Genomic DNA, 25,332 nt, shown 5'->3' on the forward strand with positions numbered 1-25,332 from the left:
GCACCAGTCCAGCAAATCATTTAGGGAAACATTGTATTTTTCTCCTAATCGAGATTCGATTTCTACCAATCCTGTATTATGGAATGATTTTCCAATGATCATTTTATACGGGATACCAAGCAGATCACTATCTTTCAACTTAAAGCCCAGACGTTCATTACGATCATCAAGCAGAGGTTCATAGCCTTGTTCGTTAAGATTGTGATAAATTTGTGAAGCGATCGTCTCTCCTTCGGAATCGCCTCCATTAAACAGTATTGCAATAGAAAAAGGTGCGATAGCTGAGGGCCAGACTATACCTTTATCATCAGAAAGTTGTTCTAAGCAAGCCGCGAGAGTCCTTCCAACACCAATACCGTATGTCCCCATCCAACAAGGCTGTTTATTTCCATGCTCGTCTTGAAATTCTACAGAGAAGCAATCCGTATAACGTGTTCCGAGATTGAAAATGTGTGCGACTTCAACACCTTGAAAAATCTCGTAAGGAGCATATTCGTTTTGTGGGCAAAGATCGCCAGCTTCCGCTAAGAGAAAGTCTCCGAAAGTTGGAAGGGGAATATCTCGCCCCCAATTCACATGTTTGCAATGCACGTCTTTTCGATTGTTCGCACAGATAAAGTTTGTCATAGGGCGAGCTGTTTCATCAGCATAATAAGGAATTGGACAATGTAACGGTCCAATAAATCCTTTTTCAACATGAAGATGTTTGAGAATATCTTCATCAGATGCGAGCTGACAGTCATCAACTTGTAAGAAGGAGGCAACCTTTGTTAGGTTAATTTGACGATCTCCTCTGATGCAAATGGCGAAAAACTTTTCGCTGCCATTTTTGTTTGTTTTAACTACTAACGTTTTCAGAATTTGCTGTTTAGGAGTTTTAAAGAATGCCTCCAAATCCTCAATCGTTCGAATATTAGGAGTTTCGATCTCTTCCATAGGAAGAAAATTGGGGGCATAGGTGTAGGACGGAGGGATTGCTTGTGCAGCTTCTATGTTTGCTCCAAAAGAGCCGCTAACGCAGATAGTATCTTCTCCCAACGAGCAGAGAACATGAAATTCTTCAGATTTGCCTTTACCGATTTTCCCTCCATCTGCAGTAACGATTACGTACTTAAGGTTCAATCGATCAAAGATGCGTTGATAGGCTAAACGAAGTTTCTTATACTGCTCTTCCATTTGCTGTGGAGAGTCGGAAAAGGTGTAACTATCCTCCATTAAGAACTCTTTAGCTCGCATGAGGCCGAAGCGAGGTCGGATTTCATCGCGGAATTTAGTTCCAATTTGATAGAGGTGGATAGGTAGCTGCTTTCTTCCTGTCAGCCATTGTGATACGAATTCTGACACGATTTCTTCATGGGTAGGAGCTAAACACATTTCCTTATTTTCTCTGTCTTTAAGCACATAGAGCAATTTTTCTGATAAAAATGCTTCCCAGCGCCCTGTTTTTTGCCATAATTCTGCAGGATGCAGAAGAGGAAGGCAAACTTCTTGTCCTCCAATGGCATTGAGCTCTTCACGGATGATGGTAGTCATTTTTATGATAACTCTCTGGAAAAGAGGAGTATAGGCATAAATCCCTTTCGATGTTTTAAAAAGATAGCCAGCCTTCTCAAGTAGTTCATAGGAAAGAACAGAGGCTTGTTTATTGGCGTTTTTGGAAGTTTTATAAAACAAAAGGGATGCTCTCATAAGGAAGAAAGTGCTTTATTTTTTTCTCAAGGAAAAGGATCTTAACATAAGAATGTTTCTGAATCAATCTCTGTAATTTATGTTCATTTTGAGTTTTATTTATTTTAGATTTTCTGTTTTTTGAACTCTTGATATTTCTTTTGTTGGACAATTAGAATTGTTTTATTCTTATTAATAATTTTTATTTTTAAATCTCTATGTCTTCTATACAAGGAACACCAGGTTCTTCTCCAGGAGATCTTCCCAATTCTAGGGAAGATGAGGAGGTTAATCCAGAAGGAGTCACCCCTGCAGGTCAGACTGTTTCTTTATCTGCCACTGGGAAAAATGATTCTATTGAAAATGTCCAGCAGGTCGCTCTTCCAATCATTCAGTCAGATGCCATGGCTTCTTCTTCGATTTTGGGAGGGGCTGTCGGAGAAATGGAGGTTGCTGAGATTATTAATGATGTAGCAGAGAAGAGTGAAGCGAATGCTCAACAATTAGATGAAAATCTTGAAGCTGTTTCACAATTCATTTCTTCTAGTGAGGAGCAGTTAGAAGCTCTTGGAGCGAAAAGTAGGAGTTTATTGAAAGGGACGAAACGTTCTAGTGATCGTAGAGAGGGGGTGGTGTCTCAAAGACTAAGACTCGGCTCTCTTTCTGCGCGAAGTAGATTATCATCTGTCCGATCTTCATTAAGAAGACAAGCTAGAGAAATGCGCCATGGAATGGGATTAGTTTCTTCTGCTCTTGCAGGGTTGCATAAGAAACTACGTACAGTTTCCGAGGAAGAACTTCAAAAAGCTTTGGGGACAACTGGAAAGACTGTTCTTTCTCGATTAAATCAGTTAGGGCTGAGGGTAAATGATAGAGGAGAATGGAGACTTCGTGGAGATGGAGAGGTAGGAAGGCTAAGTCAATCTATTCAAGACCTATCTCTGATTGCAGAACGTTTGTATGACGAGCGATATCTTGATCCAAATGCTGAAGTTGCTGAAGAGGATGTGGCAACTTGTTGCTCTGCAGCGAAGAAAGCTTGTCTTTTTTTACAAGAGCACTTGATGCATGCTCTACGTATTATCTACAACCTGATACTGCGTTTCTTTAATTTGATCTCAAAGAAAGTAAGAGGAACAGAGCCTGAAAATACAGGTTATTACACTCATCCAGGAATATTTATCAATCCTTATGCATCTTACTTAGGAACTCCAACTTCTTTAGAGGACCCACGTTCTTTACGAGATAGATTAAGAGATGGAGACGGATCAGGGGACGATATTCTTTTCTCAATGCCTCAAGATGAAAACTTAAATTCAGAATCTGTTTCGGACGATGACAGAGGATTTCGGTAAAAGTTTAGAGAGTTTGGCATAGAATCTAGTCCAATAGTATCTACAGAGTGAAAGGAAACAAATTGATGTGCCGGAGTCATGCTAAATGGAAGGCCAAGAAATCGGATGACTTCTTCATTAAAAGTTATTTTAGAAAGAATAGGTTCTGCACTAATTTGTCGCAAATTTTCTTCATTAGTTTTCTTGCTCAACAAGTAGCGGATAATATACGCAATTTGCTTTCCAGATAATTTGTAATCGACACTGCACGCTGCACAGGCTCCTTCCATTACCAGGGATGAGTCGTCTGTGATAAGAGGTATATTTTCTTTTAAGATACTTTTAATAAGTGTAGTGCCCATTTTTTCTGATAAGGCAGAAAAAGGGAAAAAGACTGCGGACGGACGATTTTCTGCAATAAGCTGAATGCGAGAAGCAACGTTCGCCGTAGAGATAGGTAATCCTGTTACTTTGATGCCTGAAGAGCGAAGCTTATTTGTGATTTCCTCCTGTAAAGAGGAAGGGAAAGGCTCATGGGGTTGTAAGTAAATTAAAGAGGTTGCGTTATTAGTTACCGCATGAATTGCGAAACAGCATTGGTTCGTATCTACGCTATCATGAACACCATATATATTAGACTGTTTTTTAGGGAAACGCAGAGCATCCCCATTAGGGACAACAGCATAGATAATAGGCTTCTGTGTTTCGATTTGACTCATCACCTTGGTAGCAATAGGTCCCAGCGTAACAATGGCAATAATATTAGGGTCGTTATGAAGAGTGCGAGCGATTTTTCTTGCTCTGAGTACACTATCTTCAGCATTGAACAGCGAAATTGTGGGCATATTCCCAAAGCTAGTAAGTTCTTTTTTACAGCTTTCGATACATTCACTGAGAGAATTATGTGAGAATGAAGAAAAGATCGCTATACCAGGAGCTGTTGGTTCCGAGCGAAAAGAAACAGCGATTACGGAAATGAAGGAACAGGCTAGAGAACTACAAAAAAGATAGCTAAAAATTTTTCGCAAAAGCATACAGAGATCCCATTATTGTAGAGCAGGAGCCATTTGTAGACGTTCGCAAGCAACCAATATATCTTCACGCTTCCCGAGGGAAGAGAATCGAACAAATCCTGAGCCGCAAAGGCCAAACCCGATTCCCGGTGTAACTGCGATATGGTATTCTTTTAAGAAAAAGTCAAAAAGATCTCCGTCAGAAATTGTTTTGATAATAGGTTTAACCCATAAATAAGGGGCGTGCTTTCCACCAAAAACTTGAAATCCAGCCTCTAATAGAGCATTTCTGAGTAGAGTGCTATTCTTTCTATAATAGTGAACTGCTTCGAGCTTGGGAAGAATGGATAGGCCTGCGATACCGGCTTCTTGGGCAGGTATTGAGGCTCCATTAAACGTTGTCGAGAGAAACCGCTCCCAATCTCGAATAACGGAGAGTCCGTCCCTATAATTCAACTCTTTAGGAACTACAGTCCAGCCTAATCGAATACCAGCAAATCCCAATGGCTTAGAGAAAGAGTTAACTTCTATTGCACAAAAGCGTGCATCAGGAATTTCAAAGATGCTCTTAGGTAAAGAGGGGTCCGAAATAAATGTACTGTAAGCGGCATCAAATAAGATAAGTATATCGTGTTCTATGGCATAGCGAACAATCGCTTGTAGTTGACTTCTATTCAATACTGTTCCTGTTGGATTGTTAGGGGAGCACAGACACAAAATATCGATCGAGGAGTTCTCTGGAAATACTGGGAAAAAGTCATTTTCTTCTAAACAGGGAAGAGAGATGATCTCTTTTGCTCCTGTTAAGCGAGCGATATCAATATAAGCAGGATAAGAAGGATCTTGGACAGCAACGATTTGATTAGGGCCAAAAAATGATAACAAGCGAAAAATATCAACCTTTGCTCCGTCAGAGATAAAAATTTCTTCAGGATCAACGCACCCTCGGTAGAAATCTTCAGACAATTTTTGTCTCAGAGCAGGCAGTCCAAAATCTGGCCCATATCCACAATAAGTTGTTGGAGAGCTCAAGCGTGCAATAGCGTTAGAGAAAGCTTCAGCAACACTAATGTCCAAAGGTTGAGTAGTATCTCCAATAGATAAGCCAATAACTTTATGTTGAGGATTTTCTAAACGAAATTGGGTGACTCGCTTTTGTAGATCTGAAAATAAATAATTTGGCGTTAATGACGCGAAATTATGATTTCTTTTCATGGGACACCTACTATGCTAGCAAAACACAAAATAATCAAAACAGTGGACGGTAATATAGAGATGAGATTACCATCTGTCCAGAGTAATTTTTCTGAGTATAAAGATTAAAAACCGTAACTTAATCTAAAGCCATAGTAGTCACATTTTTCTCGGATGAATTGTCCTTCATGAGAGAAGCCTTGATGGTACTCCAATACAGCGCGAACTTTGCGACCTATGTCTTGGAATTTAGACCATTCCATACCTAAAATATAAGTTTGATCTATAGAAAAGTCATGCTCTTCCCAAAAGCGAAAATGCATAGCAAAAATGGGTTGGGCATGCAGGTTATCCTCACGTAAACCGAAAGGCCGGAGTTCCACTCCTCCCTCAAAATAAAGAGGGTCTTCTGGAAAACTTAAATCTCGACTGATAATGTAGCCAAGACCTCCATAGATTCGGATTTGTGGGGTGTAGCGGAAAGATGCGAAGAAATCAATAGCTTCATCGCTACGGTTATAGCGATTGTTAGGAGGCAATTGATTAGCGAGAATGAATTCGTCTCCTAAATGAGAGGAAAGATGCCAAAGTCTCATGCGATAGCTCCACTTATTGACGGCAAAACTACACAAAGCAGAGACAAAAAAATCGGAGTTGACCATGCAGGCATCAGGGTGATCTAGGTCAAATACGGAGAATACAGCTCCTTGAAGACCAATATCCATATCTCCATGGAAACGAGAAACGTCGAATAGTCGAAGGAAAATGAAATCTCCTCCGAACACAGCAGATCCGACACGTTTCCCTACAACTTCATCATCAAAACGAATTCCCGCACTGTTAGTTGCTTGTCTAGGATCTGCTATAAGAGGAGTGAAGAGGATAGTATTTTGCGGTAGCCAGATAGCTTCTTTTCCGCAAACTTTTGTGCAGAAAGAGCGTTGTTCTGGAAGGGATGTTATGTTGGACCCTTGGTGGTGACAGGTTTGGTAGGAAGCCTGACAGATTTCAACAGAGTGAATAAAAGGAAGATCTTTGATCAGATTAATGATAGCGTTACGTGTAACATCATCTGTAGGGAGAGAAAATAGATAAGCTACTTGATTTTCAACAATAACCTGACAGCAGCTATCTAAAAAATGCATGTCAATTAAAGCCTGTACATAGCCGGAGTGGAAACAGTCATCATCAGCATGGACGATATTTTCAGGAAGTTGATCTGTATGGGTTACTTCTTTCCAATGACTTTGGCAGTCAGGACAGGACTCCGTTTCTTTAGTAAAAGCTACCTGCGATAAGCCAAGAGAAAGGATAAGCAAATAACCTAAAGGTTTCATCATTTTGGTATGGGTTAGGAGACAACCTCGTTATAACTCGGAGGCAGAGAAAAAACAAGATTTTTTGGGAGAAGAGTTTCGAAGTTTTAGCATATTTTTTTTTGAAAGGAAAAAAATGCTTTTATAGAGGTCAATGAAATCAAGAATAGGTATTCTTGTGTATTAGTAAACTGTATAGGAAAGGCTTAAAAAGAATAGGTCTTCCTTAACCCTTTAAAAGGAAAGGAGAAAATTTTGCTAGAAGGCTTTTGGGTTTTAGAGGTTAGGGTTACTACAAAGGCACGAGAAAACAGGGTAGTAGGACTCGAAGATGGTATATTGAGAGTTCGCGTGACTGAGGTTCCGGAAAAAGGTAAGGCTAACGATGCTGTTGTAGCATTGCTTGCAAACTTCTTATCGATTCCCAAGAGCGATGTCACGCTAATAGCAGGAGAAGCGTCTCGTAAGAAGAAGATATTATTACCTAGGGCTGTGAAAGCTTTTCTGTTTGAACAATTCCCTCCACAATCTTCTCCCTCTGCAGAAAAACGATGTTAAAAGATGCTTTTTCAAACAATAACTAGTCCATCTGGAGCTGGGGGATAGTCGTATCCTATAGGAAGTTCTCCAGCAAGAAATTGTTCAAATACAGCGACTCCAGCTTCGGGTGATGTAATGCAGTATAGGCAGTTGCTGATCCATTCAGAACCGCGGATAGTTCCTGCTTTGAGATTAATCTCATAGGCGTGAGCGACCTTTTCTTTCCAATACTCGACGGGTCCGAGAAGGAAGATCGGAGTCGGTAGCTTGGCCCCAGTTTTCAGATAGACAAGCTCTAAATAAAGTTCGAAATCTGTACCAACACCTCCGACAACTAAAATAGCTAGATCTGCGTAAAAATGCTCTTGTCTTTCTATAAGTTGAGGGAGACGGTAAGTCATTTTGGCATCTAAAAATTCGTTTGTAGGCTGGTCAATTTGTGCTGGTGATGCCTCCAAATCGAGAACAGTCCCACAAGAAAGGATACCAAGCTCTTTAGCTACACGATTTCCCGTTGCCATCACTCCTGTTCCTCCTCCGGTGATTACCGCGAGAGGAGTTGGTTTTGAGAAACCAGGAATTCCCATTTTTTGTGCAGCTTGCTGCACTCCTTCCAGAAGTGTACGGAGTTGTGCGGAGAAATTATTCTCAAGAAGACGTGATCCATAAATGGCAACAAAATATGCAGATTGGAACTCTTCGACTCGATGTTTAACAACAAACATTCCACTATTTTTGTCGCGTCGTTTCGTGTATTGTAATACTCTTCCGCTCTCTTCATCTGCCCAAAAAACATCAATATTTGCTTGATGAAGATCTAATAACAAACTTCGGTCGTTGTGAGAGAAATAATTACCGTGAGTATAAGAAGGGATTTGGAAGTAAATTTGTTTGAGATAATGACGTACATGATAGGAGATCAGCATACCTTTCAGGCTAGATGAGGGGAAAAATCGGGTGAGTAAGGCTCCCTCACTGTTGATGAGCCCTGTTTCCATGGCCTCTAAGAAAGGATAACAGGGTTGAGCACGAATATACTCATCTCTGTTTACCTGATTCTCTTCGGGTTGGTATGCAATTGCAGATCCTGTAAGCCAAGAGTCTGAGTTAAGAGAAGGAATTTCGCTTCCTTTGGACAAATAAGTAGTTGCTTTTACAGGTTCTTGAGGGGCCGTTTCAAAGATTTTTTTTATTTCACTTTCTGATTGCAATGAGGTTCGTAATAAATCTCGATTACAAAAGTAGGAGTGTTCTTTGTAAGGTTCGATAGTAAAAAATTCCAAAGGAATTCTTTCTACAGGTGTGGAAGGAGTTCCAAAGAATTCAAAAATATCCCCAGACTCTCGTGTAGTTGGTTCCAGAATATTAGCAGAAGTATGTGTGAGGCCTTGAGGGAGAAGTTGATCGACTACACGAGCAAATACTGTGCGGATATGTAAGGGCTCTGTTTTAATCAAGAGAATGTCCTCCCCACAGGGGATATGCTGCCCTTCAACAATCTGTTGGTAAAGAGCTAAGAAATGACGGATGCTTAGTTTAGGATTGCCGAGAGATTTTTGAATCAGAGGAAGGAGACCGTAGATGTCTGAATCGTAGCGGACCACTCCTGGTAAAGAGGGAAGAGATACGATCAGGCGATCATCTACCACATCAAAAGAGATTAGATGTTCTAGCTTTTTTCCGAAGCAGAGCAAGGGTTGTCCAGTTTTATCAGTATTTTTCAACATGCTTTCAAGATAATCTGGAGAGCGAACAAGTCTACGATCATCTGCAGCAAATAATTTAGCTACCCTATCTCCTGGCTTAAGAAGTGCAAGCATAGCTTCTGCAATTGGTCCATGACTAGTGAATCGAACGTGCAAGTGTGCTCGGTGTTGGTTTTGGCTAAGTTCGCAGTGAAGAAGAGATGCATTGATCCCTAACTGAGCTAGAGAACTTTTCAAATTAAGATGAATACAATGAGAGGGTAGTCGAAATCCAAGAAAATAGTTAGGGATATTTTGAATTTCAATTTCTCCTTCATATACACCAGCATCAGTTGATTGAAGGGAAGAACATAAGTAGCCATCAGGAGAGACGGCATCATGATGAGAGTGAAAGAGTGTCATTGGAATCCTCGTATGTGAAGAACCAGCTTATCTGAAAAATTTTTTTGAGAGAGCACAAAGGATGCTATATGCTGTTTAACAAGAGGTTTGTAAAGAATTTATTTTTAAATGTGCTGTGTGTAAAGAAGGCTCAACGATTCCCCAATAGCAAATACCTCCAGCGGAGAACTTGATATTAATCTTAAAGAGCAAGTAGGATGGAGGATTTTCAGCTTTTGGATAAGGGACTACCAGCCGAGGTTGTTCGTTGTTCTATTGTTGAGGGGATCACGGAGGATAATAAGAATGCAAAATCCAAGAAGTGTTGGCACGCATGATGGTTCTTTTCACGCAGATGAAGTGACGGCTTGCGCTTTATTGATCTTGTTCGATCTTGTTGATGAAGATAAAATCATTCGAACTAGAGACCCTGAAAAGCTTGCACAATGTGAGTATGTTTGTGATGTAGGGGGGCGTTATTCTTTAGAAGATAAGCGTTTCGATCATCACCAGGTATCTTATTCTGGCTTCTGGAGCAGCGCGGGTATGGTTCTTGATTACTTGCGTAATTTAGGATTCCTTTCTTTAGATGAGTATGAGTACTTAAATAATACATTGGTGCACGGTGTAGATGAGCAGGACAACGGACGTTTTTTCTCTAAAGAGGGGTTCTGTTCTTTCTCTGACATCATCAAAATCTATAATCCCTTGGAAGAAGGGGGGAATACAGATAAAGAGTTTTTCTTTGCTTTACATTTCGCAATAGATCTACTCATTCGGTTACGAAAGAAATTTCGTTACGATTGTGTTTGTCGGGATGTCGTTAAGCAGGTAATGGCAAAAGAAGATATTTGTTTGCGTTTTGATCGTCCACTAGCATGGCAAGAAAATTTTTTCTCTTTAGGGGGTGAAAATCATCCTGCTGCTTTTGTAAGTTTTCCTTGTTCTGATCAGTGGATTTTACGAGGGATTCCTCCAACTTTAGATCGTCGGATGGAAGTAAGAATTCCTTTCCCGGAGGAATGGGCAGGATTGCTTGGTGACCAGTTAGTTGCAGCTACGGGTATTCCTGGTGCCATTTTCTGTCATAAAGGACTATTTCTCTCTGTGTGGGACAGTCAAGAAAGTTGCGAAGAAGCGTTGAATTTAGTGTTAAAACGACAGGGATTAGTATGACTACAATTTTTGAGCATATTATAGAAGGAGCAGTGGAGTGTGATAAAGTTTTTGAGGATGAAAATTTTATTGTGATTAAGGATAAATTTCCTCAGGCTCCAGTACATTTACTTATTATTCCGAAGAAGCATATTGAGAAGTTACAAGATATGCAAGGAGCAGATTTTTTCTTGCTTGCGGAAGCTGGAAAGATTATTCAGCAGATGGCTCGCGATTTCGGTATAGAAAACGGATATCGTGTTGTTATCAATAATGGATTAGAAGGAGGACAGAGCGTATTCCACCTACATATTCATCTTCTTGGTGGAGGCTTGTTGGGCTCCATAGCGTAGTTTGTTTGTCGATACCTTGCTATGTGGAAGGTTCTGATTCTATCCGTCGACAGATGCTTTTTCACGAGTATCATGCAGCAGCACGAGAAGCCAAAACTCTCTTAAATACTAACTGTTCGTTATGTGAGGTTCGTACAGCTCTGCAGGCATTGGCTAGAAATCACGAGTACGGATTTTGGGAAGAGGCGTTTCTTCGGTCTAAACAGCGTTTCCCTTCATTGGAATCCGATCGCGTGGTTCACGAAGATCTTGCCGCAGCTCTTCTTTATAAAAATATTCGACATTCTTCACTTACCGTTCGAGTGATCACAATTTTGGCTGTAGGGATGGCGAATGATTATCGATTAGTCCCTATAGTTTTACAGGCTTTGGCTGATGATAGTGATACGGTGCAGGAGATTGCTTTACAGGTAGCCGTTATGTACGGTTCTGGTAGTTTGCTGCATGCTGTAGGCGATTTAGCAAAGAATGCTTCCTCTATAAATGTTCGCATAGCGGCATATCGTGCAGCAGCCTTGTTAAAAATTACAGATTTAGTCCCTCATTTACAAGGTATTATTCGGAATTCTCAATTAGATGGATCTGAGAGAAGAGAAGCTTGGAAAGCTCTGTGTGCGCTTGCCTGTCCATCCGGTAGTGTGTTGACTGGGATTGATCAAGCTTTGATGGCTTGTGAGATGCTAAAGGAGCATCCAGAAAAATCTATAGAGAAATTCATTCATCATTTGTTTGTTATAGATCATCCAGAAGTTCAGGTAGCTACTTTACAAATGATTTTAAGGAGTGGGAAACCGCACGCATCATCTGTGATGGAGGTCGTTCAAAGATTGGCTTTTGATTCTCCCTCTGTACGAGTTCAGATGCAGGCTGCAGCTGTTTTGTATCTACAGGGGAATTCTTTAGGAGAAGATAAGCTTATCGAAGGATTAACATCATCTTCTAGTGCGATTTGTGAGGCTGCTTCAGAAGCAATTTGTTCACTGGGGATCAGAGGAGCTTTGCTAGCAGGGAGATTTCTATCAGTAGTACAAGGAGTCCGTGCCAAGGTAAATTTAGCGCTTGTTCTTTTAGTAAGTAGAGAAAAGATAGAAGAAGCAGGAGATGTCATAGCTATGTTTATGCATCGAATAGAGTCCTGTCGAGCTATTGAACAATTTTTGTATGAAGATCAGAAGATTCTCGCGCCATCTTCTCCTTTACAAGCAGAAATTGTAAAGAGAGAGTTGGCTAAAAAAATAATCCGTTTGTTAGTCGCTGCTCAGTACAGTAAGGTGAAAACAGTTGTGACTCAATACTTAGCAGGACAACAGATAGGATGGAGTTTTTGTTCTGGAGTTTTTTGGGAAGAAGGAGATAGTGAGGTCTTTGCTGAGCCTGTACAGGAAGAGAGCTTTGCTTTTACTTTAGAGAAAGCGCTTTCTTCTTTGCAACGAGAGGGTAGTGAAATGGGGTTGGACGCAGTAATACGCCTGTATCCAAATAGTCGTTGGCAAGATAAATTGACCATTCTTGAAGCTATTTCTTTCTCAGAAAACAGAGAGGCAGCTTGGTTTTTAAGAGAGCGCTGTCTACAGGAAGCAGCGTCTTTACAGTCTGCAGCAGCCGGGGCTCTGTTTGCCTTGTTTAAATAACTAAGTTCTAACTATTAGCTGTAATAGTAGTTTTTTAAAATTTTCCGTGTTCGGGCAGAAAGTTTGCATGCTGTCTTTTTAATAATTACCCGGAAGTTTCTTCGCTGATAGGGGCTGCCCTCGGAGCGAGAGGAGCTGGACGGACGAATTGTTTCGTAGCAAGTTGGAGGGAATTCTGTTAACAAAGTGTAACATTCGGAGCCAGCTTGAACAGGAACGCTTGTGGAAGAGTTAATAATTAATCTAGAAAGCTTTTGCCATTCCCGAGTCATTTTCTGGGAAATTCGAGCGCATGAGAAGGCTCCTAACGAGAAGGCAATGGCAACTCCTAGTAAAACAAAAGGGATAAAGGAAGCAAATGCTGGAGTAATCACAAACTGTATGATGACCCCAACAATAGCGAAGAGTGCTGTAAGGACCGCGAAGCATAAGGTGAGGATATCCAGGTAGTGAACCCGAGAACAAAGCTTCAGCATTTGTTGGTAAGTTTCTGTTAAGGAGGTCGATGGAGAGGGGCGTAAGCCTTTTAATGAGGTAATCGGACCCCCAGATTGTAGTCCTTTGATCGGGTGGTTCTTGCAGCGTAGAACAGAGAGTTTGGATTCTGACTTAGCAACTGGTTTGTTAAGAGAAACAAGCGCAACATCCACACTCGTAGGAGAAACGATGCTATCACAAAGCTCGCAGTAGAAATAGTGATCGTTGTATTCAAGAGTATTTTTATATCCAGGATAACAAGGAATGGATCCGAACATTATTTTTAAAGCCTCTTATGAGTAGCCCAGAGATTTTAACAAAAGCTTTGTTTGTCTTCAATAAAGCTTAACATTTTTATTTGAAATTAATTTCTATTTTTAAGATCTGTTTATTTTAGTTTTTATAATAGAAACTATTATGTTTTGTGAGAAAATATGCTAAAACAAAAATGTAAATTGTTTTTTATACAAGGGGTGATGTGTTTAACTTGTAGCTTACTGTGTTATTGTAGGAAGCTGCTCAAAGGAGGACCTGATTATGCCGATGAAGCATTATTTCAAGCTTTTCTTACAACGTTGATCGACGTTATCTCTGATATCAAACAGTTACCTAAAGGATCAGAATAGATAAAAATTTTTAAATTGGCCCCCTTCTCATGAAAAGAAGGGGGGCAGTTTTTTATAAAAAATCTTTCCTTTCTATTTCTTTTCTCTCTTCTCTGTGTATGATTTGTTCTTCATTTGTGAAAAACAAGGACAAAAGATTTCATGGACAGATGCCGGGTTTTGTTACCTTATGTGTTTGATCAACGAAGGAACCCTGTTATTCGCTTATCTGAAACTTTATTGATAGGTAATGGGAAGCCTATTATTGTTGCCGGGCCTTGTACTTTAGAAAGCTTAGAGCACACGATTTCTTTAGGGTTAATGGTTAAGGAGGCTGGGGCGCATATCTTCCGAGGCTCTGTTCGTAAGCCAAGAACTAGCCCATATTCTTTTCAAGGTTGGTCACCTGATTGTGTAGTTTGGCATAGTCAAGCAAAAGCTGTGCATGGATTATTAACAGAAACAGAGGTTTTAGATGTCCATGACGTTGAGATGACCGCAGAACATGTAGATTTTTTGCGAATAGGGGCTCGTAATATGCAAAATTTTGTGCTACTGAATGAAGTAAGCCAGAGTCATCGTCCAGTTATTTTAAAAAGAAATCCTGGCGCCACGGTTAAGGAGTGGCTTGCTGCAGCAGAGTATTTGTTACGTAATGCAAGCTGTCCAGGTGTGATTCTTTGTGAGAGAGGGATTCGTTCTTTTGAAACATCTACTCGTTATACACTAGACTTGAATTCTGTGGCATGGGTCAAAAAGGAGACTAACTTGCCTGTTATTGTTGATCCTTCTCATGCAGCAGGCACTCGTGATTTGGTGCAGCCTCTAGCTCGTGCGGCAATAGCACTTGGAGCAGACGGCGTAATGATTGAAGTGCATGAGAGACCGGAGCTTGCTTTGTGTGATGGAGCGCAACATATTTCTCCTGGAGATTTGGCAGAATTATCATCTTGGGTACAAAAAGCAATTCCTTCAAAGGAGGAAAATGCTTGTGCATAGATTCTTATTTTTTTTAAGAAGAGTGCTGGGTATATTCTCTTTCAATATATCTTTGGGCTGGAATGAATATGTGTGCAAAAAGAGGAAGATTTTGGAGAGCTTTTTTAGCTGTTATTTGTAGTTTCTGTCTGACAAATTGTTCAAAAGAAGGGGAGACTTCTCTCAGTGAGAAGTTCATTGTGGGCACTAATGCAACTTATCCTCCTTTTGAATTTGTTGACAATAAGGGAGAAATAGTTGGTTTTGATATTGATTTGGCTAAGGAGATTAGTAAAAAATTAGGGAAACAATTGGATGTTCGAGAGTTCGCTTTTGATGCGCTTATTTTAAATCTAAAGCAACATCGGATTGATGCAATTATGACAGGAATGTCCATTACTCCATCTCGTTCGAAGGAAATTCTTATGATTCCTTATTACGGCGAAGAAATAAAACATTTAGTTTTAGTATTTCAAGGAGAAAACGAGCAGCCTTTACCGTTGACTCAGTACAGTTCTGTTGCTGTTCAAACTGGAACGTATCAGGAAGACTACTTACGGTCTCTTCCAGGAGTACATGTGCGATCTTTCGATAGTACTTTAGAAGTGCTTATGGAAGTGATGCATAATAAGTCTCCTGTAGCGATTCTAGAGCCATCTATTGCACAGGTTGTTCTAAAAGATTTTCCAACTCTTTCTACTGCAACTATAGATCTTCCTGAGGATCAATGGGTTTTAGGATATGGAATTGGAGTTGCGTCTGATCGTCCTGTTTTAGCTTTTGAAATAGAAGGGGCTTTGCAAGAGATAAAGAAAGAGGGAATTTTGGCTGAGTTAGAACAGAAATGGGGCTTAAACAGTTAATTTCAAGAAACTTAAAAGGTCCTTGTATGGAGGCGTCTTCTTCTGGGAAGATTGTTTTTTTAGGCACAGGAGACCCTGAGGGGACTCCTGTGCCATTTTGTTCTTGCGAGGTGTGTTCACAAAGAAAGATTTATCGTTTACGTTCTTCCGTATTAGTTCAAAGTCAAGGCAAGAATTTTATCATTGACACAGGGCCAGATCTTCGATCTCAATTATTGAGATACGAGATTCATCGCCTGGATGGGGTATTTCTTACGCATCCGCATTATGATCATATTGGTGGACTTGATGATCTCCGCTCTTGGTATATTACGCATTTAGAACAAGTTCCTATTGTACTTTCTTCATTCACCTATGATTATTTGTGCAAAACCCGTGAGCATCTGATTCAAAAAGAAAATCCTGAACATAGTTTAACGGCTTCTTTGCGTTATATCATTTTAAATGAAAAATGTGGGAAACAGGAGTTGTTAGGTCTCCCGTTTACCTATGTTTCCTATTTTCAAAAAAATTGCCAAGTGACTGGGTATCGTTTTGGAAATTTAGCATATCTGACAGATATGTCTTGTTATGATGAACAGATTTTAGATTATTTACAGGGAGTAGATACTGTTGTTGTTTCCGCTTCATTGGGCGTTCTTCCAAAAGCGTTTGGGAATCGATCTCCTTCTCATTTAACTCTAGAACAAATAGATCTCTTGGTGGAGAAGATAGGAGCTTCGCGTTTAGTGATCACACATGTTAGTCATTATCTACATAAAGTTCTGGAGGAAGATCTCACGAGAGAGTGTGCTTATGATGGGATGGAGCTTTTATGGACATAAGGAAAAAAATGAATGAGTAAAGATAATTCGATAGAACAACAAGAGCGACAAAACACAATAGGTTGGAGATTTTCTCTTCCAAGGGCAGAACAAGATCCTGCGCAAGTTTTGGCTGTTTGCTGTTATGCAAATCGTGCAGAACAGGAGCGAGTTTCTGAATATGTTGAGGAATTAATTTCTCTCGCGAAGTCTTGCGATCTTAGTATATTGGAGACTTGTACATGGTTGTTGCGCTCTCCTTCTTCTTCTTTTTATCTGAATGAAGGGAAATTAGAGGAAATTGAGCAAATTTTAGAACGGTTTCCCACGATAGGAACCTTGTTGGTAGATGAAGAGATTTCTCCTTCTCAACAAAGAAATTTAGAGAAGCGATTGAATGTCGTTGTATTAGATCGTACAGAATTAATTTTAGAGATTTTTGCTAGTCGTGCGTTTACTGCTGAAGCAGGATTACAAGTAGAGCTTGCGCAAGCACGATATTTATTACCAAGATTAAAACGCATGTGGGGGCACCTTTCCAGGCAGAAATCCGGAGGGAGTGGGGGAGGTTTCGTAAAAGGAGAGGGAGAAAAACAGATTGAATTAGATCGAAGAATAGTTCGAGAGAGGATTCATAAGCTTTCTAAAGAATTAAAAGCTGTTGAACGACAAAGAAAAGAACGTCGTAAAGCTAAGGAAAAGAATCAGATACCAGCTTTTGCTTTGATTGGTTATACAAACTCAGGAAAAAGCACTCTCTTAAATCTACTGACTTCGGCAGAGACTTATGCCGAGGATAAGCTTTTTGCAACATTGGATCCTAAAACCCGGCGTTGTGTTTTGCCCTGTGGTCAGCGAGTATTACTTACGGATACAGTAGGATTTATACGGAAACTTCCACATACTTTAGTTGCTGCATTTAAAAGTACTTTAGAAGCCGCATTACATGAGGATATTTTACTACATGTAGTCGATGCTTCACATCCTCTCGCTTTAGAACATGTTGAAACAACACGATCTATTTTACAAGAATTAGGAATAGAGCAGCCTCGAGTCATTACTGTATTGAATAAAATAGATAGAATCTCAGATTGGGGAGTGGCATCTAGGTTACGTCTTATTTCACCAACTCCTGTATGCGTTTCTGCTAAAACTGGAGAGGGAATCCGCGATTTGCTGCAAGCTATGGCTGATATGGTGCAAGAGGATTATCCTCAAGTACTTTTACATCTTCCTTATAAAGAATATGGACTATTTACAGAATTGTGTGATGCAGGATTGGTGATTTCTCATTACTATGAAAATGATGTACTCGTAGTTAAAGCATTTTTACCTAATTTTTTACGGAAAAAGTACGCAGAGCATATCGTGGGGATGGATTAAAAAACACACTACTACTTAGAAAAAAATGGATCGAGAAAGATTATAAAAGACAGAGAGGAAATCTTTCTCATGTCAAAGCTTCTTCATAAGGAGGATCATTGTGGTGAAAAGTTTTTTGGATTGCGAGGCATTTGTTGCTTTGCAGGAGGTTGCTTTGCAACCCATTGATTTAACTTTTCCGGGAGTCTTATCCCAGAAACGGATTCAGAAGTATGCCTTGTCTGCAGAAGGATTTACCTTTAGTTATGCTACAGAGCGTGTTGATGAAAGGTGTCTTAATGCTTTAGAAGGACTCGCCGAAGAGCGAGAGTTAATCCAGCAGATGGAGCATATGCAACAGGGCATGATTGTGAATTATATACAAGGATTTCAGAGCGAGTCTCGTCCTGTGTTACATACGGCAACACGAGCATGGGTTAGAGAGAATGATCTCCAGAAAGAAGCCTTGGCTATATCTCGTCACTCTGAGGAGGAGGCTTATCGTCTTGCAGAGTTTTTGTACAAAGCCCGATCTAAATTCTCTACACTTGTGCAGATAGGTATTGGTGGATCAGAGTTGGGCCCTAAAGCTATGTATTTTGCTATGCAAGGAATCTGTCCATCCGATAAGCGGATCTTTTTTGTTTCCAACGTGGATCCGGATAATGCTGCAGAAGTATTGCAAGAGATAGATCTTGAAACAACTTTAGTTGTTGTCGTATCTAAGTCTGGGACAACTTTAGAGCCTGCTGTGAATGAAGAGTTATTCAGACAAGCGTATCAAAACAAGAGGTTGTCTGTTGCAGAGCATTTTGTATCTGTCACTTCTGTAGGAAGCCCTATGGATGACAAGAGTCGTTATCTAGAGGTATTTCATCTTTGGGATAGTATTGGAGGCAGATTCTCTTCTACTTCTATGGTAGGAGGGGTAGTATTAGGATTTGCTTTCGGCTATGAGGTGTTTACTGAGTTTTTGCAAGGTGCAGCTTCTATGGATGAGCATGCATTGACTCCGAAAATGGAAAAAAACCTGCCTCTTTTATCTGCTATGCTTGGAATTTGGAATCGCAATCTGTTGGGATATCCTACAACTGCTGTTATCCCTTATGCGACAGGATTAAGATATTTTACTGCACATCTTCAACAGTGTGGAATGGAATCCAATGGAAAAAGCCTTTCTATACAAGGGAAGGAAGTAGGATGTAAGACTACACCTGTTATTTGGGGAGGAGTGGGAACAGACTGCCAGCATTCTTTTTTCCAAAGTCTTCACCAGGGGACAGATATTATTCCCGTGGAGTTTATTGGGTTTTTACATAATCAGCGTGGAGTGGATTGTGTACTATCGGGGAGTTCTTCTTCTCAGAAATTATTCGCCAATCTTGTTGCGCAGTCTTTGGCATTAGCTCAAGGACAAGATAATGCAAATCCTAATAAGAAATTTAGGGGGAATAGACCTTCCTCGTTACTGGTGGCTCAGCAGCTGACTCCTCGTATTGCCGGAGGATTACTTGCGTTTTACGAGCATAAGTTTGTCTTTCAAGGTTTTTGTTGGGGGATAAACTCGTTTGATCAGGAAGGAGTTTCTTTAGGGAAGGAATTGGCGACTAAAATTATAGGTATGATATCCGGAACTGGGTCGATAGAGTTTCCTGAAGCTCAGAATATGTTAAGACTTTTTAACGTTTTAGAATAACGTTCTCGAAGACCCAAGTTCCTGATATTTTATATACACAGTTTTTATTTTAAATATGTTATAATGGGCCCGTTTCTCTTAAAAAGAAAAGTTTTTTGGGGGCTCTTCTATGTTTTTTATTCGTGCACGATTCATTGGCTTCCTAGATGTTCATGGTTATCTAGCAGCTAAAAAAGGACAACAAGTCATGCGGTCTGGATCGAGTATGTGGGTAGGAACCCGAGGGCCCATTTTTTATAAAGTGCTTTGAGTTTCTAGCCGACTGAAGTCCCTCTTTTGAAGGGCTTTTTTTTATGCCGAAATCTTTATTAAATAGAGAGACTTGATTCTTTTGTTAGCCAAACGTATGTTGGGATCAGAATTGGTGTTTTGTGAACACTGCATTGAAAGAGTGTGCATTTGGAACGAGCAAAGGGAAGGAGGCTTATGTTTTCTCGAGTGGTGAGCGTTGCAGTAACGGGGGGAACAGGGCAAATAGCTTACAGCTTTCTATTTGCTTTGGCTCATGGAGATGTTTTTGGTTCTGACACTGGGATAGATTTGCGTATATACGATGTTCCTGGTACTGAAAGGACTTTATCAGGGGTGCGTATGGAATTAGACGATGGTGCGTTTCCTCTGTTACAGCGTGTGCAAGTAACTACATCATTGCATGATGCTTTTGATGGTATTGATACAGCTTTTCTTATTGGAGCTCTTCCTAGAGGCCCAGGAATGGAAAGAAGAGATCTTCTAAAGAAAAATGGAGAGATTTTCGCTACTCAAGGAAAGGCGTTGAATACAGTTGCTAAGCGGGATGCAAAGATTTTTGTGGTTGGCAATCCTGTTAATACTAACTGTTGGATAGCAATGCACCACGCGCCTAGATTGGCGAGAAAAAATTTTCATGCGATGTTGCGCTTGGATCAGAATCGTATGCATAGTATGTTAGCGCATAGATCTGAAGTCCCTTTAGCTGCAGTATCTCGGGTTGTTGTTTGGGGGAATCATTCTGCAAAACAAGTACCGGATTTTACCCAAGCATTAATTTATGGACGTCCTATTTCAGAAACGATCACGGATCGTGATTGGCTAGAAAATATCATGATACCCTCTGTGCAAAATCGGGGAAGTGCTGTAATAGAAGCTAGAGGGAAGTCTTCTGCAGCTTCCGCAGCAAGGGCTTTAACAGAGGCTGCACGGTCTATATATCAGCCTAAAGAGGAAGAATGGTTTTCTTCTGGAGTGTGCTCGGATCATAATCCTTATGGATTACCTGAAGATGTGATTTTTGGGTTCCCCTGTCGCATGTTAGCAACTGGGGAGTATGAAATTATCCCAGGACTTCCCTGGGATACATTCATTCGTGGGAAGATACAAATTTCACTTGATGAGATCCTTCAGGAAAAAGCAAGTATTTCTTTATAAAGGAACGGACATCTTGTCCTAACAGGCTAGATGGTAGCTTCTGGGGTATAAAGAAACTCTTTGGCTATGTATGCTGTGGAATCCCGCAGCAGGGCTTGCGCGAGCATGTCTCCTAAAAGTCCATGGTATAGAAGACCCTTAGATCCTAATCCTCCAAGATACCAGAGTTTTTCTTGGACCCGGCTGATTATAGGCAAATGGGTGGGGCTCGATGACCGCATACCTGCGTAGTAGTTGAGAACTTTAGCATCTTTGAGTCCATGGAAAAGAGCCAGAATAGGAGGCATAATTTCTTGATAAGCTACTTCAGCATCTGGAGTAGCATCTGGTTGGTTGTGCTCAAAAGTTGCTCCCAGTATGCATGTATTTCTCTCTGTATCAGCCACCATGTACTTAGGCCCGTTAATGCTAAACGGCGGCATGGGAATGTCCGCTGGCCAAGCAATTTCTACAAGTTGGCCCTTAACTTTCGATAGAGGAAGGTGTTTCAGTTCAGGGAGAAGATCTGCATTAGCTCCGGGAGTAACGATAATGTGATCATAAAACTCAGCAATGGCAGAAAGATCATCGATAAGTTCATCATAGTATTGTGTCCCTAGGCTAGCACAGGCATTCCATAACCCATTGATGTACTTATCATTGTTAATTGTTACGCCATGTTTGACATAGAGAGCCCCAAGCCCTTCTGGAATTACGATCCCAGGAATCGTGATTTCGCAGCGAGCCTTATCCCACCATTCCGTCTCATTAGGAAATTCTTGTGCTCTTTGCATGAAAATTGCTGCTTGTTCTTGTGAAGCTGCTGGACGGAGGATACCATTAGATGTAACAATGGGTTCTCCTATCGAAAGGCTGGCTTTGGTAATCAGAGCATGAGTTATAGTGATTCCGAGATCCGCTAGTGGTCGTTTAATCGCTTTTTTCCCTGTAAAACCATGGAGAAGACCAGAAGACAGTCCAGAAGCTCCACTTCCAATGGGTGTTGGGTCAAAGAGATCTACGCTAACTCTTCCCTGTGTATAAAGAAGAAGATGCCAGGTCACGGATAACCCTGCATATCCTGCTCCCAAAACCGCTATGTGCATAAAGTACCTTAAGAACTGAAAAAGATTTTTTTAGAAATTTAATCTGGATTTACTTTTGAGGATAAGAGAAGAGTCTTTTAAAGAATAGAAAGAACTGATTCTCCTCAGGGGAGAATCAGCTCTTTTTTAAGGAATTGAGAAGCTGAGATAGTGGTACTTAACACACTTTTTATAAGTGAATTTTACCTGCAGAAAATAGAATTATTGCCAGTAAAGCGATAAGAGCCATTACGGTCATTTTCATGATTTCTTTACGATTCAAGAAAATCTTTTCTTGTCCGTGTTTTAGACTCGAGTCTACGTAGAAAGGAATCCCTAAGGCAAGAAGAACAGCAACCATAAATAAATGTTGCAGCCCTCCAGCATAGATCAGCCATAAAGAGTATAAACTTCCCAGTAGGCCTGTGAATATCGCAACACGAGCTTTAATAGGAGCTCCTGTGGGATACTTTTTACCGAGACTGAGTTTAACAAGGAAAAGAGCACTAGTCAAATAAGCGGGAAGAACCATAACTCCTGTTATCTCTAACATTGTTTGCCAAGCATTAGAGGAGAAATACACCAGTAGCATGGTAATTTGCATCAATCCACTTGTGATAAATAGAGAGAATGAAGGCGATCGCTTATCATTTTCGATGGCAAAGCACGCTGGGAAGGTTCCATTTTTTGCCGCTGCGTAAGGGATTTCTGCTGCAAGGATAGTCCAAGATAACCAACTTGTTAGGACAGCAACCAGAAGCCCTACATTCATAAGAACTTCTCCCCATTCCCCAACTAGAAAATTCAAGACGCCAGCAGTGGAAGGATCCGCAATTTTAGCAAGTTGATATTGGTATAAGGAACCAAAAGGAAGTAAAGAAAGAAGGACATAAATAAGTAAGCATCCTGAAAAGCCTAAAATGGTTGCTTTCCCTACAGAAGAAGGATTGGCAGCTCTACCTGATACGACTACAGCTCCCTCGATACCAATGAAAGCCCAAAGAGTAACTAACATCGTACTTTTGAGTTGGGAGCCAATAGGCCCTAAAAAGTGTTGTGGAGATTCTCCCCAAAAGTTTGTTTTGAATATCGAGATTTTAAAGAACAGTGCAGTAATAAGAATGAAAATAAGCAAAGAAGTTAATGTGAAAGCTTCACCAATGATATTAACGAAAGTCGCTTGACGGATTCCTTTTAGAACAATGTAATTGAATAACCAAATGAGTATAGATCCTAATAAAATAGACAAGAGTGTATTCCCTCCTGCAAAGTAGGGAGGAAAGAAATAGTTAAGAGCATCCATGGTAATCACGGCATACCCGACATTTCCAAAGATTTGGCAAAGCCAATATCCCCAAGCTATTGTAAATCCAATATAAGGACCAAATCCTTCTCTGCTATAAGTATAGATCCCTGCTTTTAAATCAGGGCGAACAAGCGAGAGTGTTTTGAAAGTGTTCGCAATAAAAAATATCCCCATGCCAGAGAGAATCCAAGCCAGGATAACAGCTCCTGCACTTGCGGAGGCTGCCATGTTTTGAGGAAGGCTGAAAATACCTCCTCCGATCATAGAGCTGATCACGATTCCAGTGAGAGACAAGGTTCTTAAAACGTTTAAGGGAGCCGCTTTTTTCGTAGAGGATTGTTTTTTTAAAAACATGGCAAACCTCCTTTTTTATTGAATAACAGCAGGAGCTGCATTTTCAAAATTTAGAAACCCAAGAGCAGTTAGGCAAAACCCGAATTTCTGTGTGATATTGATATAGTTATGGAAATACTGAAATTCACTATGTTTGCTTACTGAGCGAAGATCTAATTCATGTTGAAGAGATTTTTTTAACCACATTTGGGCATGGGATTCAGCAATGTCATCATCAATCCAGGTTGGGAAAAACTCAACGTATTCAGCTGCCCAGCCTCCTATAAGTTCTCCATTTTTGTCTTTGCCCCAACAAATACCTATACCCGTTGCTATCGCTTGGGTTCCACTAGCAACAGCTGCTCCCTTCCCCGCCATAATAACTTCCAATACAGATCCATGTTTGAAAAATTTTGTGCATTGATCGACAGGTAGGATATTTCCAAATAACTCCTTAGGCAAAACGGAGGTGTAGGGAACGATATTGAAATTCTCTATTTTTGCTTCTAGTAAAGCAGAATCATAACAAAAGGTTTCAAAAGGTTGAGGAGGCATGCCGTCATTAGATTCACCAACGCCTCCTGTATGAAAAGCTAATGTAGGGTAACGAGTTCCGTAAGGCATAGGGCCTCCTTTTTTATTGTTCAAATGATTTTCAACCGTAAGAGCGCTTTCCCTTCAAACAAATTGTTAGATAGCTAAATTGGCGCGAACACTATAAACTTGAGCAGACTGTTTGCTTGGGCGAAGGGCTGGATAGAGATAAAGTTGGAAATCTGGGGAGAAAGAAAGGTAGGGGCCGCAGCCGATAGTAGCGAATCCTTCGATTACAGTTTCGTATTTTCTTTGAGCGCTTGAAGCTGCAGAAGGATTTACGTTATTAAACGCGCAAGCAATTCCAAGTAAATCTTGCGGGTTACGGTCAAATAAATTTGCAGAAACTACACCAAAAGAGTAAGTTCTGTTAATAGGGAATGCCTGTCCTGTAGCACCGCCATATCTTCCAAATACATAAAATTTAGGAGAAATATACTGACTAGCATTCACAGACCATCCGGTTGTCTGAAACAGCTGTTCTGGCACTTTTCTGGTTGAGTAAAGGAGAATGGAGTACTGACCGGATCCTAAGCGACAATTTGGAGCCCATGATGCGTAGCCGTAGAAGTTGTATTTATTTTTTGTTAGATTATTCCATTTGATAGAAGAGCCAGAGATGTTGTAAGCATCTTGAAATCCTACTTGAAGGCAAGTACTTTCTGTTGGAGTTATTTGTAGATAAGCTCCGAGACTTCCAGAAGAATAGGTAGCTGTTGGATTTTGTGATAACGCGTAACTAATAAAACCTTGTTGTTGATCATTATTGTATAGCGTTCCGTCTACGGAATAGAGAGAGTATTGACCAATTGTTAAATTTACTTTTTCACCAGGGAATGTTTGAGAAAAAGTAAATTGAGAGAAAGTGTTTTGGCGAGAGGGGTAATCGTTTATGCTTCCAGCAAGCATGATGGCATTGCCTGCAAGAGCTGCATTCCCTTCCCAATAGCGAACCAGAGTATAAGATATCTGAAAAACTCCTGTTCCATACGAAGAGTCATACACAGTGATAGACGCTGATGGATTGAAACAAGTTTGCCAGCAGGGAGGGTCAGCTTCCAGAGGAGTCTGCCGTGTGCCATATCCAGGGTCGCGGATGGTAAGAGTTTTCAATTGGGAGATTCTAGGATTGAACCATTGAGGGAGAATGGACCAATCTAATGCAATTTGTGTTCCGGCTACGTTTTTTAATTCTTGTTTAATATTTCTAATAGAAAACCCATTCGAGCAGGGGTTTGCTTTGATTAGGTCACAGATGGGAGATAGAAGACCTCGTTGCTTAGATAAGGAGATAGGCTTGTCGCTATAAGAATAGGGAGTGTAATTCTCCTCTTCCGAAGGTTTTTGAGTGGGCTTTTGAGTAGGTAAATCTTTCTTATGGAGATGTCTGTGTAGCTTATTATCGTAGCGATGATAGTGGCGATGAGCGGCTTGTACTGCGTTCGTAAACGAAAGAGAAATCAGGGTAGTTAGTAAAACCGAGCGAAAAAACACAAAAACCTCAAAGGAAACTTTTCTATGCATGTAGTAAAAAAAAGATTTTTTTTGCCAGA

23 protein-coding genes are annotated in these 25,332 nt (G+C 40.5%); 13 read left to right on the forward strand and 10 right to left on the reverse strand.

Going from position 1 to position 25,332, the window contains the following annotated elements:
• Positions 1 to 1,689: proline--tRNA ligase (locus IJ490_RS00075; RefSeq protein WP_291891156.1), on the reverse strand; the 1,689-nt coding region annotated here is incomplete at its 3' end.
• Positions 1,690 to 1,886: 197 nt separating this feature from the next.
• Between IJ490_RS00075 and IJ490_RS00080 the strand changes: the two genes are divergently transcribed.
• On the forward strand, positions 1,887 to 3,023 hold the full coding sequence (locus IJ490_RS00080; RefSeq protein WP_291891158.1) for a hypothetical protein: 1,137 nt from the start codon (positions 1,887 to 1,889) through the stop codon (positions 3,021 to 3,023).
• Here the strand turns inward: IJ490_RS00080 and IJ490_RS00085 are convergent.
• The 3 genes from IJ490_RS00085 to IJ490_RS00095 all read right to left on the reverse strand — a co-directional run bounded on the left by IJ490_RS00085 (position 2,966) and on the right by IJ490_RS00095 (position 6,549).
• Complete coding sequence (locus IJ490_RS00085; RefSeq protein ID WP_291891160.1) at positions 2,966 to 4,036, reverse strand: ABC transporter substrate-binding protein; 1,071 nt, start codon at positions 4,034 to 4,036, stop codon at positions 2,966 to 2,968. The two genes, IJ490_RS00080 and IJ490_RS00085, sit on opposite strands and share 58 nt — an antisense overlap.
• Before the next feature lie 12 nt (positions 4,037 to 4,048).
• Positions 4,049 to 5,230 carry an LL-diaminopimelate aminotransferase gene (locus tag IJ490_RS00090; protein ID WP_291891162.1) on the reverse strand — a complete coding sequence of 394 codons (1,182 nt, stop codon included), beginning with the start codon at positions 5,228 to 5,230 and terminating at the stop codon, positions 4,049 to 4,051.
• Positions 5,231 to 5,334: 104 nt separating this feature from the next.
• On the reverse strand, positions 5,335 to 6,549 hold the full coding sequence (locus IJ490_RS00095; protein ID WP_291891164.1) for a DUF1207 domain-containing protein: 1,215 nt from the start codon (positions 6,547 to 6,549) through the stop codon (positions 5,335 to 5,337).
• 231 nt (positions 6,550 to 6,780) lie between these two features.
• Here IJ490_RS00095 and IJ490_RS00100 point away from each other — a divergent pair, with 231 nt between their 5' ends.
• Positions 6,781 to 7,083 carry a DUF167 domain-containing protein gene (locus IJ490_RS00100; protein ID WP_291891166.1) on the forward strand — a complete coding sequence of 101 codons (303 nt, stop codon included), beginning with the start codon at positions 6,781 to 6,783 and terminating at the stop codon, positions 7,081 to 7,083.
• Positions 7,084 to 7,094: 11 nt separating this feature from the next.
• Here the strand turns inward: IJ490_RS00100 and IJ490_RS00105 are convergent, their stop codons facing one another.
• Positions 7,095 to 9,173 (reverse strand): LOG family protein, encoded by a 2,079-nt coding sequence (locus tag IJ490_RS00105; RefSeq protein WP_291891168.1) that lies wholly within the window; start codon positions 9,171 to 9,173, stop codon positions 7,095 to 7,097.
• A gap of 285 nt (positions 9,174 to 9,458) precedes the next feature.
• On the opposite strand from IJ490_RS00105, the gene IJ490_RS00110 reads away from it, so the two are divergent.
• Genes IJ490_RS00110 through IJ490_RS00120 form a run of 3 tightly spaced genes read left to right on the forward strand, consistent with a single transcriptional unit; the run spans position 9,459 to position 12,291 of the window.
• Positions 9,459 to 10,328 carry an MYG1 family protein gene (locus IJ490_RS00110; protein ID WP_291891170.1) on the forward strand — a complete coding sequence of 290 codons (870 nt, stop codon included), beginning with the start codon at positions 9,459 to 9,461 and terminating at the stop codon, positions 10,326 to 10,328.
• A complete protein-coding gene (locus IJ490_RS00115; RefSeq protein ID WP_291891172.1) occupies positions 10,325 to 10,660 on the forward strand; it encodes an HIT domain-containing protein in 336 nt (111 codons plus the stop codon). The genes IJ490_RS00110 and IJ490_RS00115 overlap by 4 nt, the downstream gene beginning before the upstream one ends.
• Before the next feature lie 53 nt (positions 10,661 to 10,713).
• Positions 10,714 to 12,291 carry a HEAT repeat domain-containing protein gene (locus IJ490_RS00120; protein WP_291891818.1) on the forward strand — a complete coding sequence of 526 codons (1,578 nt, stop codon included), beginning with the start codon at positions 10,714 to 10,716 and terminating at the stop codon, positions 12,289 to 12,291.
• A 14-nt stretch (positions 12,292 to 12,305) separates the two neighbouring features.
• Here IJ490_RS00120 and IJ490_RS00125 read toward each other — a convergent pair whose 3' ends face one another.
• Positions 12,306 to 13,046, reverse strand: a complete 741-nt coding sequence (locus IJ490_RS00125; RefSeq protein WP_291891174.1) for a hypothetical protein — start codon at positions 13,044 to 13,046, stop codon at positions 12,306 to 12,308.
• Between the two features lie 156 nt (positions 13,047 to 13,202).
• Between IJ490_RS00125 and IJ490_RS00130 the strand changes: the two genes are divergently transcribed.
• The 8 genes from IJ490_RS00130 to IJ490_RS00165 all read left to right on the forward strand — a co-directional run bounded on the left by IJ490_RS00130 (position 13,203) and on the right by IJ490_RS00165 (position 20,482).
• Positions 13,203 to 13,394 (forward strand): hypothetical protein, encoded by a 192-nt coding sequence (locus IJ490_RS00130; RefSeq protein WP_291891176.1) that lies wholly within the window; start codon positions 13,203 to 13,205, stop codon positions 13,392 to 13,394.
• A gap of 141 nt (positions 13,395 to 13,535) precedes the next feature.
• A complete protein-coding gene (gene aroF / locus IJ490_RS00135) occupies positions 13,536 to 14,372 on the forward strand; it encodes a 3-deoxy-7-phosphoheptulonate synthase (RefSeq protein ID WP_291891178.1) in 837 nt (278 codons plus the stop codon).
• 68 nt (positions 14,373 to 14,440) lie between these two features.
• Entirely contained in the window at positions 14,441 to 15,214 is a 774-nt protein-coding gene (locus IJ490_RS00140) for a transporter substrate-binding domain-containing protein (protein WP_291891180.1), read from the forward strand.
• 26 nt (positions 15,215 to 15,240) lie between these two features.
• A complete protein-coding gene (locus IJ490_RS00145) occupies positions 15,241 to 16,038 on the forward strand; it encodes an MBL fold metallo-hydrolase (protein ID WP_291891820.1) in 798 nt (265 codons plus the stop codon).
• A 12-nt stretch (positions 16,039 to 16,050) separates the two neighbouring features.
• Complete coding sequence (hflX, locus tag IJ490_RS00150; protein WP_291891182.1) at positions 16,051 to 17,400, forward strand: GTPase HflX; 1,350 nt, start codon at positions 16,051 to 16,053, stop codon at positions 17,398 to 17,400.
• Between the two features lie 97 nt (positions 17,401 to 17,497).
• Complete coding sequence (locus tag IJ490_RS00155; RefSeq protein ID WP_291891823.1) at positions 17,498 to 19,075, forward strand: glucose-6-phosphate isomerase; 1,578 nt, start codon at positions 17,498 to 17,500, stop codon at positions 19,073 to 19,075.
• A gap of 109 nt (positions 19,076 to 19,184) precedes the next feature.
• Entirely contained in the window at positions 19,185 to 19,325 is a 141-nt protein-coding gene (gene ltuA / locus IJ490_RS00160) for a protein LtuA (RefSeq protein ID WP_291891185.1), read from the forward strand.
• A 176-nt stretch (positions 19,326 to 19,501) separates the two neighbouring features.
• Positions 19,502 to 20,482, forward strand: a complete 981-nt coding sequence (locus IJ490_RS00165) for a malate dehydrogenase (RefSeq protein WP_291891187.1) — start codon at positions 19,502 to 19,504, stop codon at positions 20,480 to 20,482.
• A gap of 26 nt (positions 20,483 to 20,508) precedes the next feature.
• Here the strand turns inward: IJ490_RS00165 and IJ490_RS00170 are convergent, their stop codons facing one another.
• The 4 genes from IJ490_RS00170 to IJ490_RS00185 form a co-directional block, all read right to left on the reverse strand.
• Positions 20,509 to 21,567: an FAD-dependent oxidoreductase gene (locus IJ490_RS00170; RefSeq protein WP_291891189.1), complete on the reverse strand. Its 1,059-nt coding sequence runs from the start codon at positions 21,565 to 21,567 to the stop codon at positions 20,509 to 20,511.
• A 169-nt stretch (positions 21,568 to 21,736) separates the two neighbouring features.
• Positions 21,737 to 23,206 carry an amino acid permease gene (locus IJ490_RS00175; RefSeq protein ID WP_291891191.1) on the reverse strand — a complete coding sequence of 490 codons (1,470 nt, stop codon included), beginning with the start codon at positions 23,204 to 23,206 and terminating at the stop codon, positions 21,737 to 21,739.
• 15 nt (positions 23,207 to 23,221) lie between these two features.
• Entirely contained in the window at positions 23,222 to 23,809 is a 588-nt protein-coding gene (locus tag IJ490_RS00180) for a pyruvoyl-dependent arginine decarboxylase (RefSeq protein ID WP_291891193.1), read from the reverse strand.
• 66 nt (positions 23,810 to 23,875) lie between these two features.
• Positions 23,876 to 25,273, reverse strand: coding sequence for a carbohydrate porin (locus IJ490_RS00185; protein ID WP_291891194.1), 1,398 nt, complete (start codon positions 25,271 to 25,273; stop codon positions 23,876 to 23,878).
• Positions 25,274 to 25,332: the final 59 nt, after the last annotated feature.

Source organism: Chlamydia sp., assembly GCF_017472245.1.
Taxonomy (GTDB): Bacteria; Chlamydiota; Chlamydiia; order Chlamydiales; family Chlamydiaceae; genus Chlamydia.

What these genes read in the sequence shown, in the direction of transcription:
- IJ490_RS00105 (WP_291891168.1), bottom strand. Translation starts at nt 9,173, where the DNA reads ATGACACTCTTTCACTCTCATCATGATGCCGTCTCTCCTGATGGCTAC.
- IJ490_RS00180 (WP_291891193.1), bottom strand. Translation starts at nt 23,809, where the DNA reads ATGCCTTACGGAACTCGTTACCCTACATTAGCTTTTCATACAGGAGGC.
- aroF (WP_291891178.1), top strand. Translation starts at nt 13,536, where the DNA reads ATGGACAGATGCCGGGTTTTGTTACCTTATGTGTTTGATCAACGAAGG.
- IJ490_RS00145 (WP_291891820.1), top strand. Translation starts at nt 15,241, where the DNA reads ATGGAGGCGTCTTCTTCTGGGAAGATTGTTTTTTTAGGCACAGGAGAC.
- IJ490_RS00095 (WP_291891164.1), bottom strand. Translation starts at nt 6,549, where the DNA reads ATGATGAAACCTTTAGGTTATTTGCTTATCCTTTCTCTTGGCTTATCG.
- IJ490_RS00175 (WP_291891191.1), bottom strand. Translation starts at nt 23,206, where the DNA reads ATGTTTTTAAAAAAACAATCCTCTACGAAAAAAGCGGCTCCCTTAAAC.
- IJ490_RS00090 (WP_291891162.1), bottom strand. Translation starts at nt 5,230, where the DNA reads ATGAAAAGAAATCATAATTTCGCGTCATTAACGCCAAATTATTTATTT.
- IJ490_RS00125 (WP_291891174.1), bottom strand. Translation starts at nt 13,046, where the DNA reads ATGTTCGGATCCATTCCTTGTTATCCTGGATATAAAAATACTCTTGAA.
- IJ490_RS00110 (WP_291891170.1), top strand. Translation starts at nt 9,459, where the DNA reads ATGCAAAATCCAAGAAGTGTTGGCACGCATGATGGTTCTTTTCACGCA.
- IJ490_RS00115 (WP_291891172.1), top strand. Translation starts at nt 10,325, where the DNA reads ATGACTACAATTTTTGAGCATATTATAGAAGGAGCAGTGGAGTGTGAT.
- IJ490_RS00085 (WP_291891160.1), bottom strand. Translation starts at nt 4,036, where the DNA reads ATGCTTTTGCGAAAAATTTTTAGCTATCTTTTTTGTAGTTCTCTAGCC.
- IJ490_RS00165 (WP_291891187.1), top strand. Translation starts at nt 19,502, where the DNA reads ATGTTTTCTCGAGTGGTGAGCGTTGCAGTAACGGGGGGAACAGGGCAA.
- IJ490_RS00170 (WP_291891189.1), bottom strand. Translation starts at nt 21,567, where the DNA reads ATGCACATAGCGGTTTTGGGAGCAGGATATGCAGGGTTATCCGTGACC.
- IJ490_RS00080 (WP_291891158.1), top strand. Translation starts at nt 1,887, where the DNA reads ATGTCTTCTATACAAGGAACACCAGGTTCTTCTCCAGGAGATCTTCCC.
- IJ490_RS00120 (WP_291891818.1), top strand. Translation starts at nt 10,714, where the DNA reads ATGCTTTTTCACGAGTATCATGCAGCAGCACGAGAAGCCAAAACTCTC.
- hflX (WP_291891182.1), top strand. Translation starts at nt 16,051, where the DNA reads ATGAGTAAAGATAATTCGATAGAACAACAAGAGCGACAAAACACAATA.
- ltuA (WP_291891185.1), top strand. Translation starts at nt 19,185, where the DNA reads ATGTTTTTTATTCGTGCACGATTCATTGGCTTCCTAGATGTTCATGGT.
- IJ490_RS00130 (WP_291891176.1), top strand. Translation starts at nt 13,203, where the DNA reads ATGCTAAAACAAAAATGTAAATTGTTTTTTATACAAGGGGTGATGTGT.
- IJ490_RS00140 (WP_291891180.1), top strand. Translation starts at nt 14,441, where the DNA reads ATGTGTGCAAAAAGAGGAAGATTTTGGAGAGCTTTTTTAGCTGTTATT.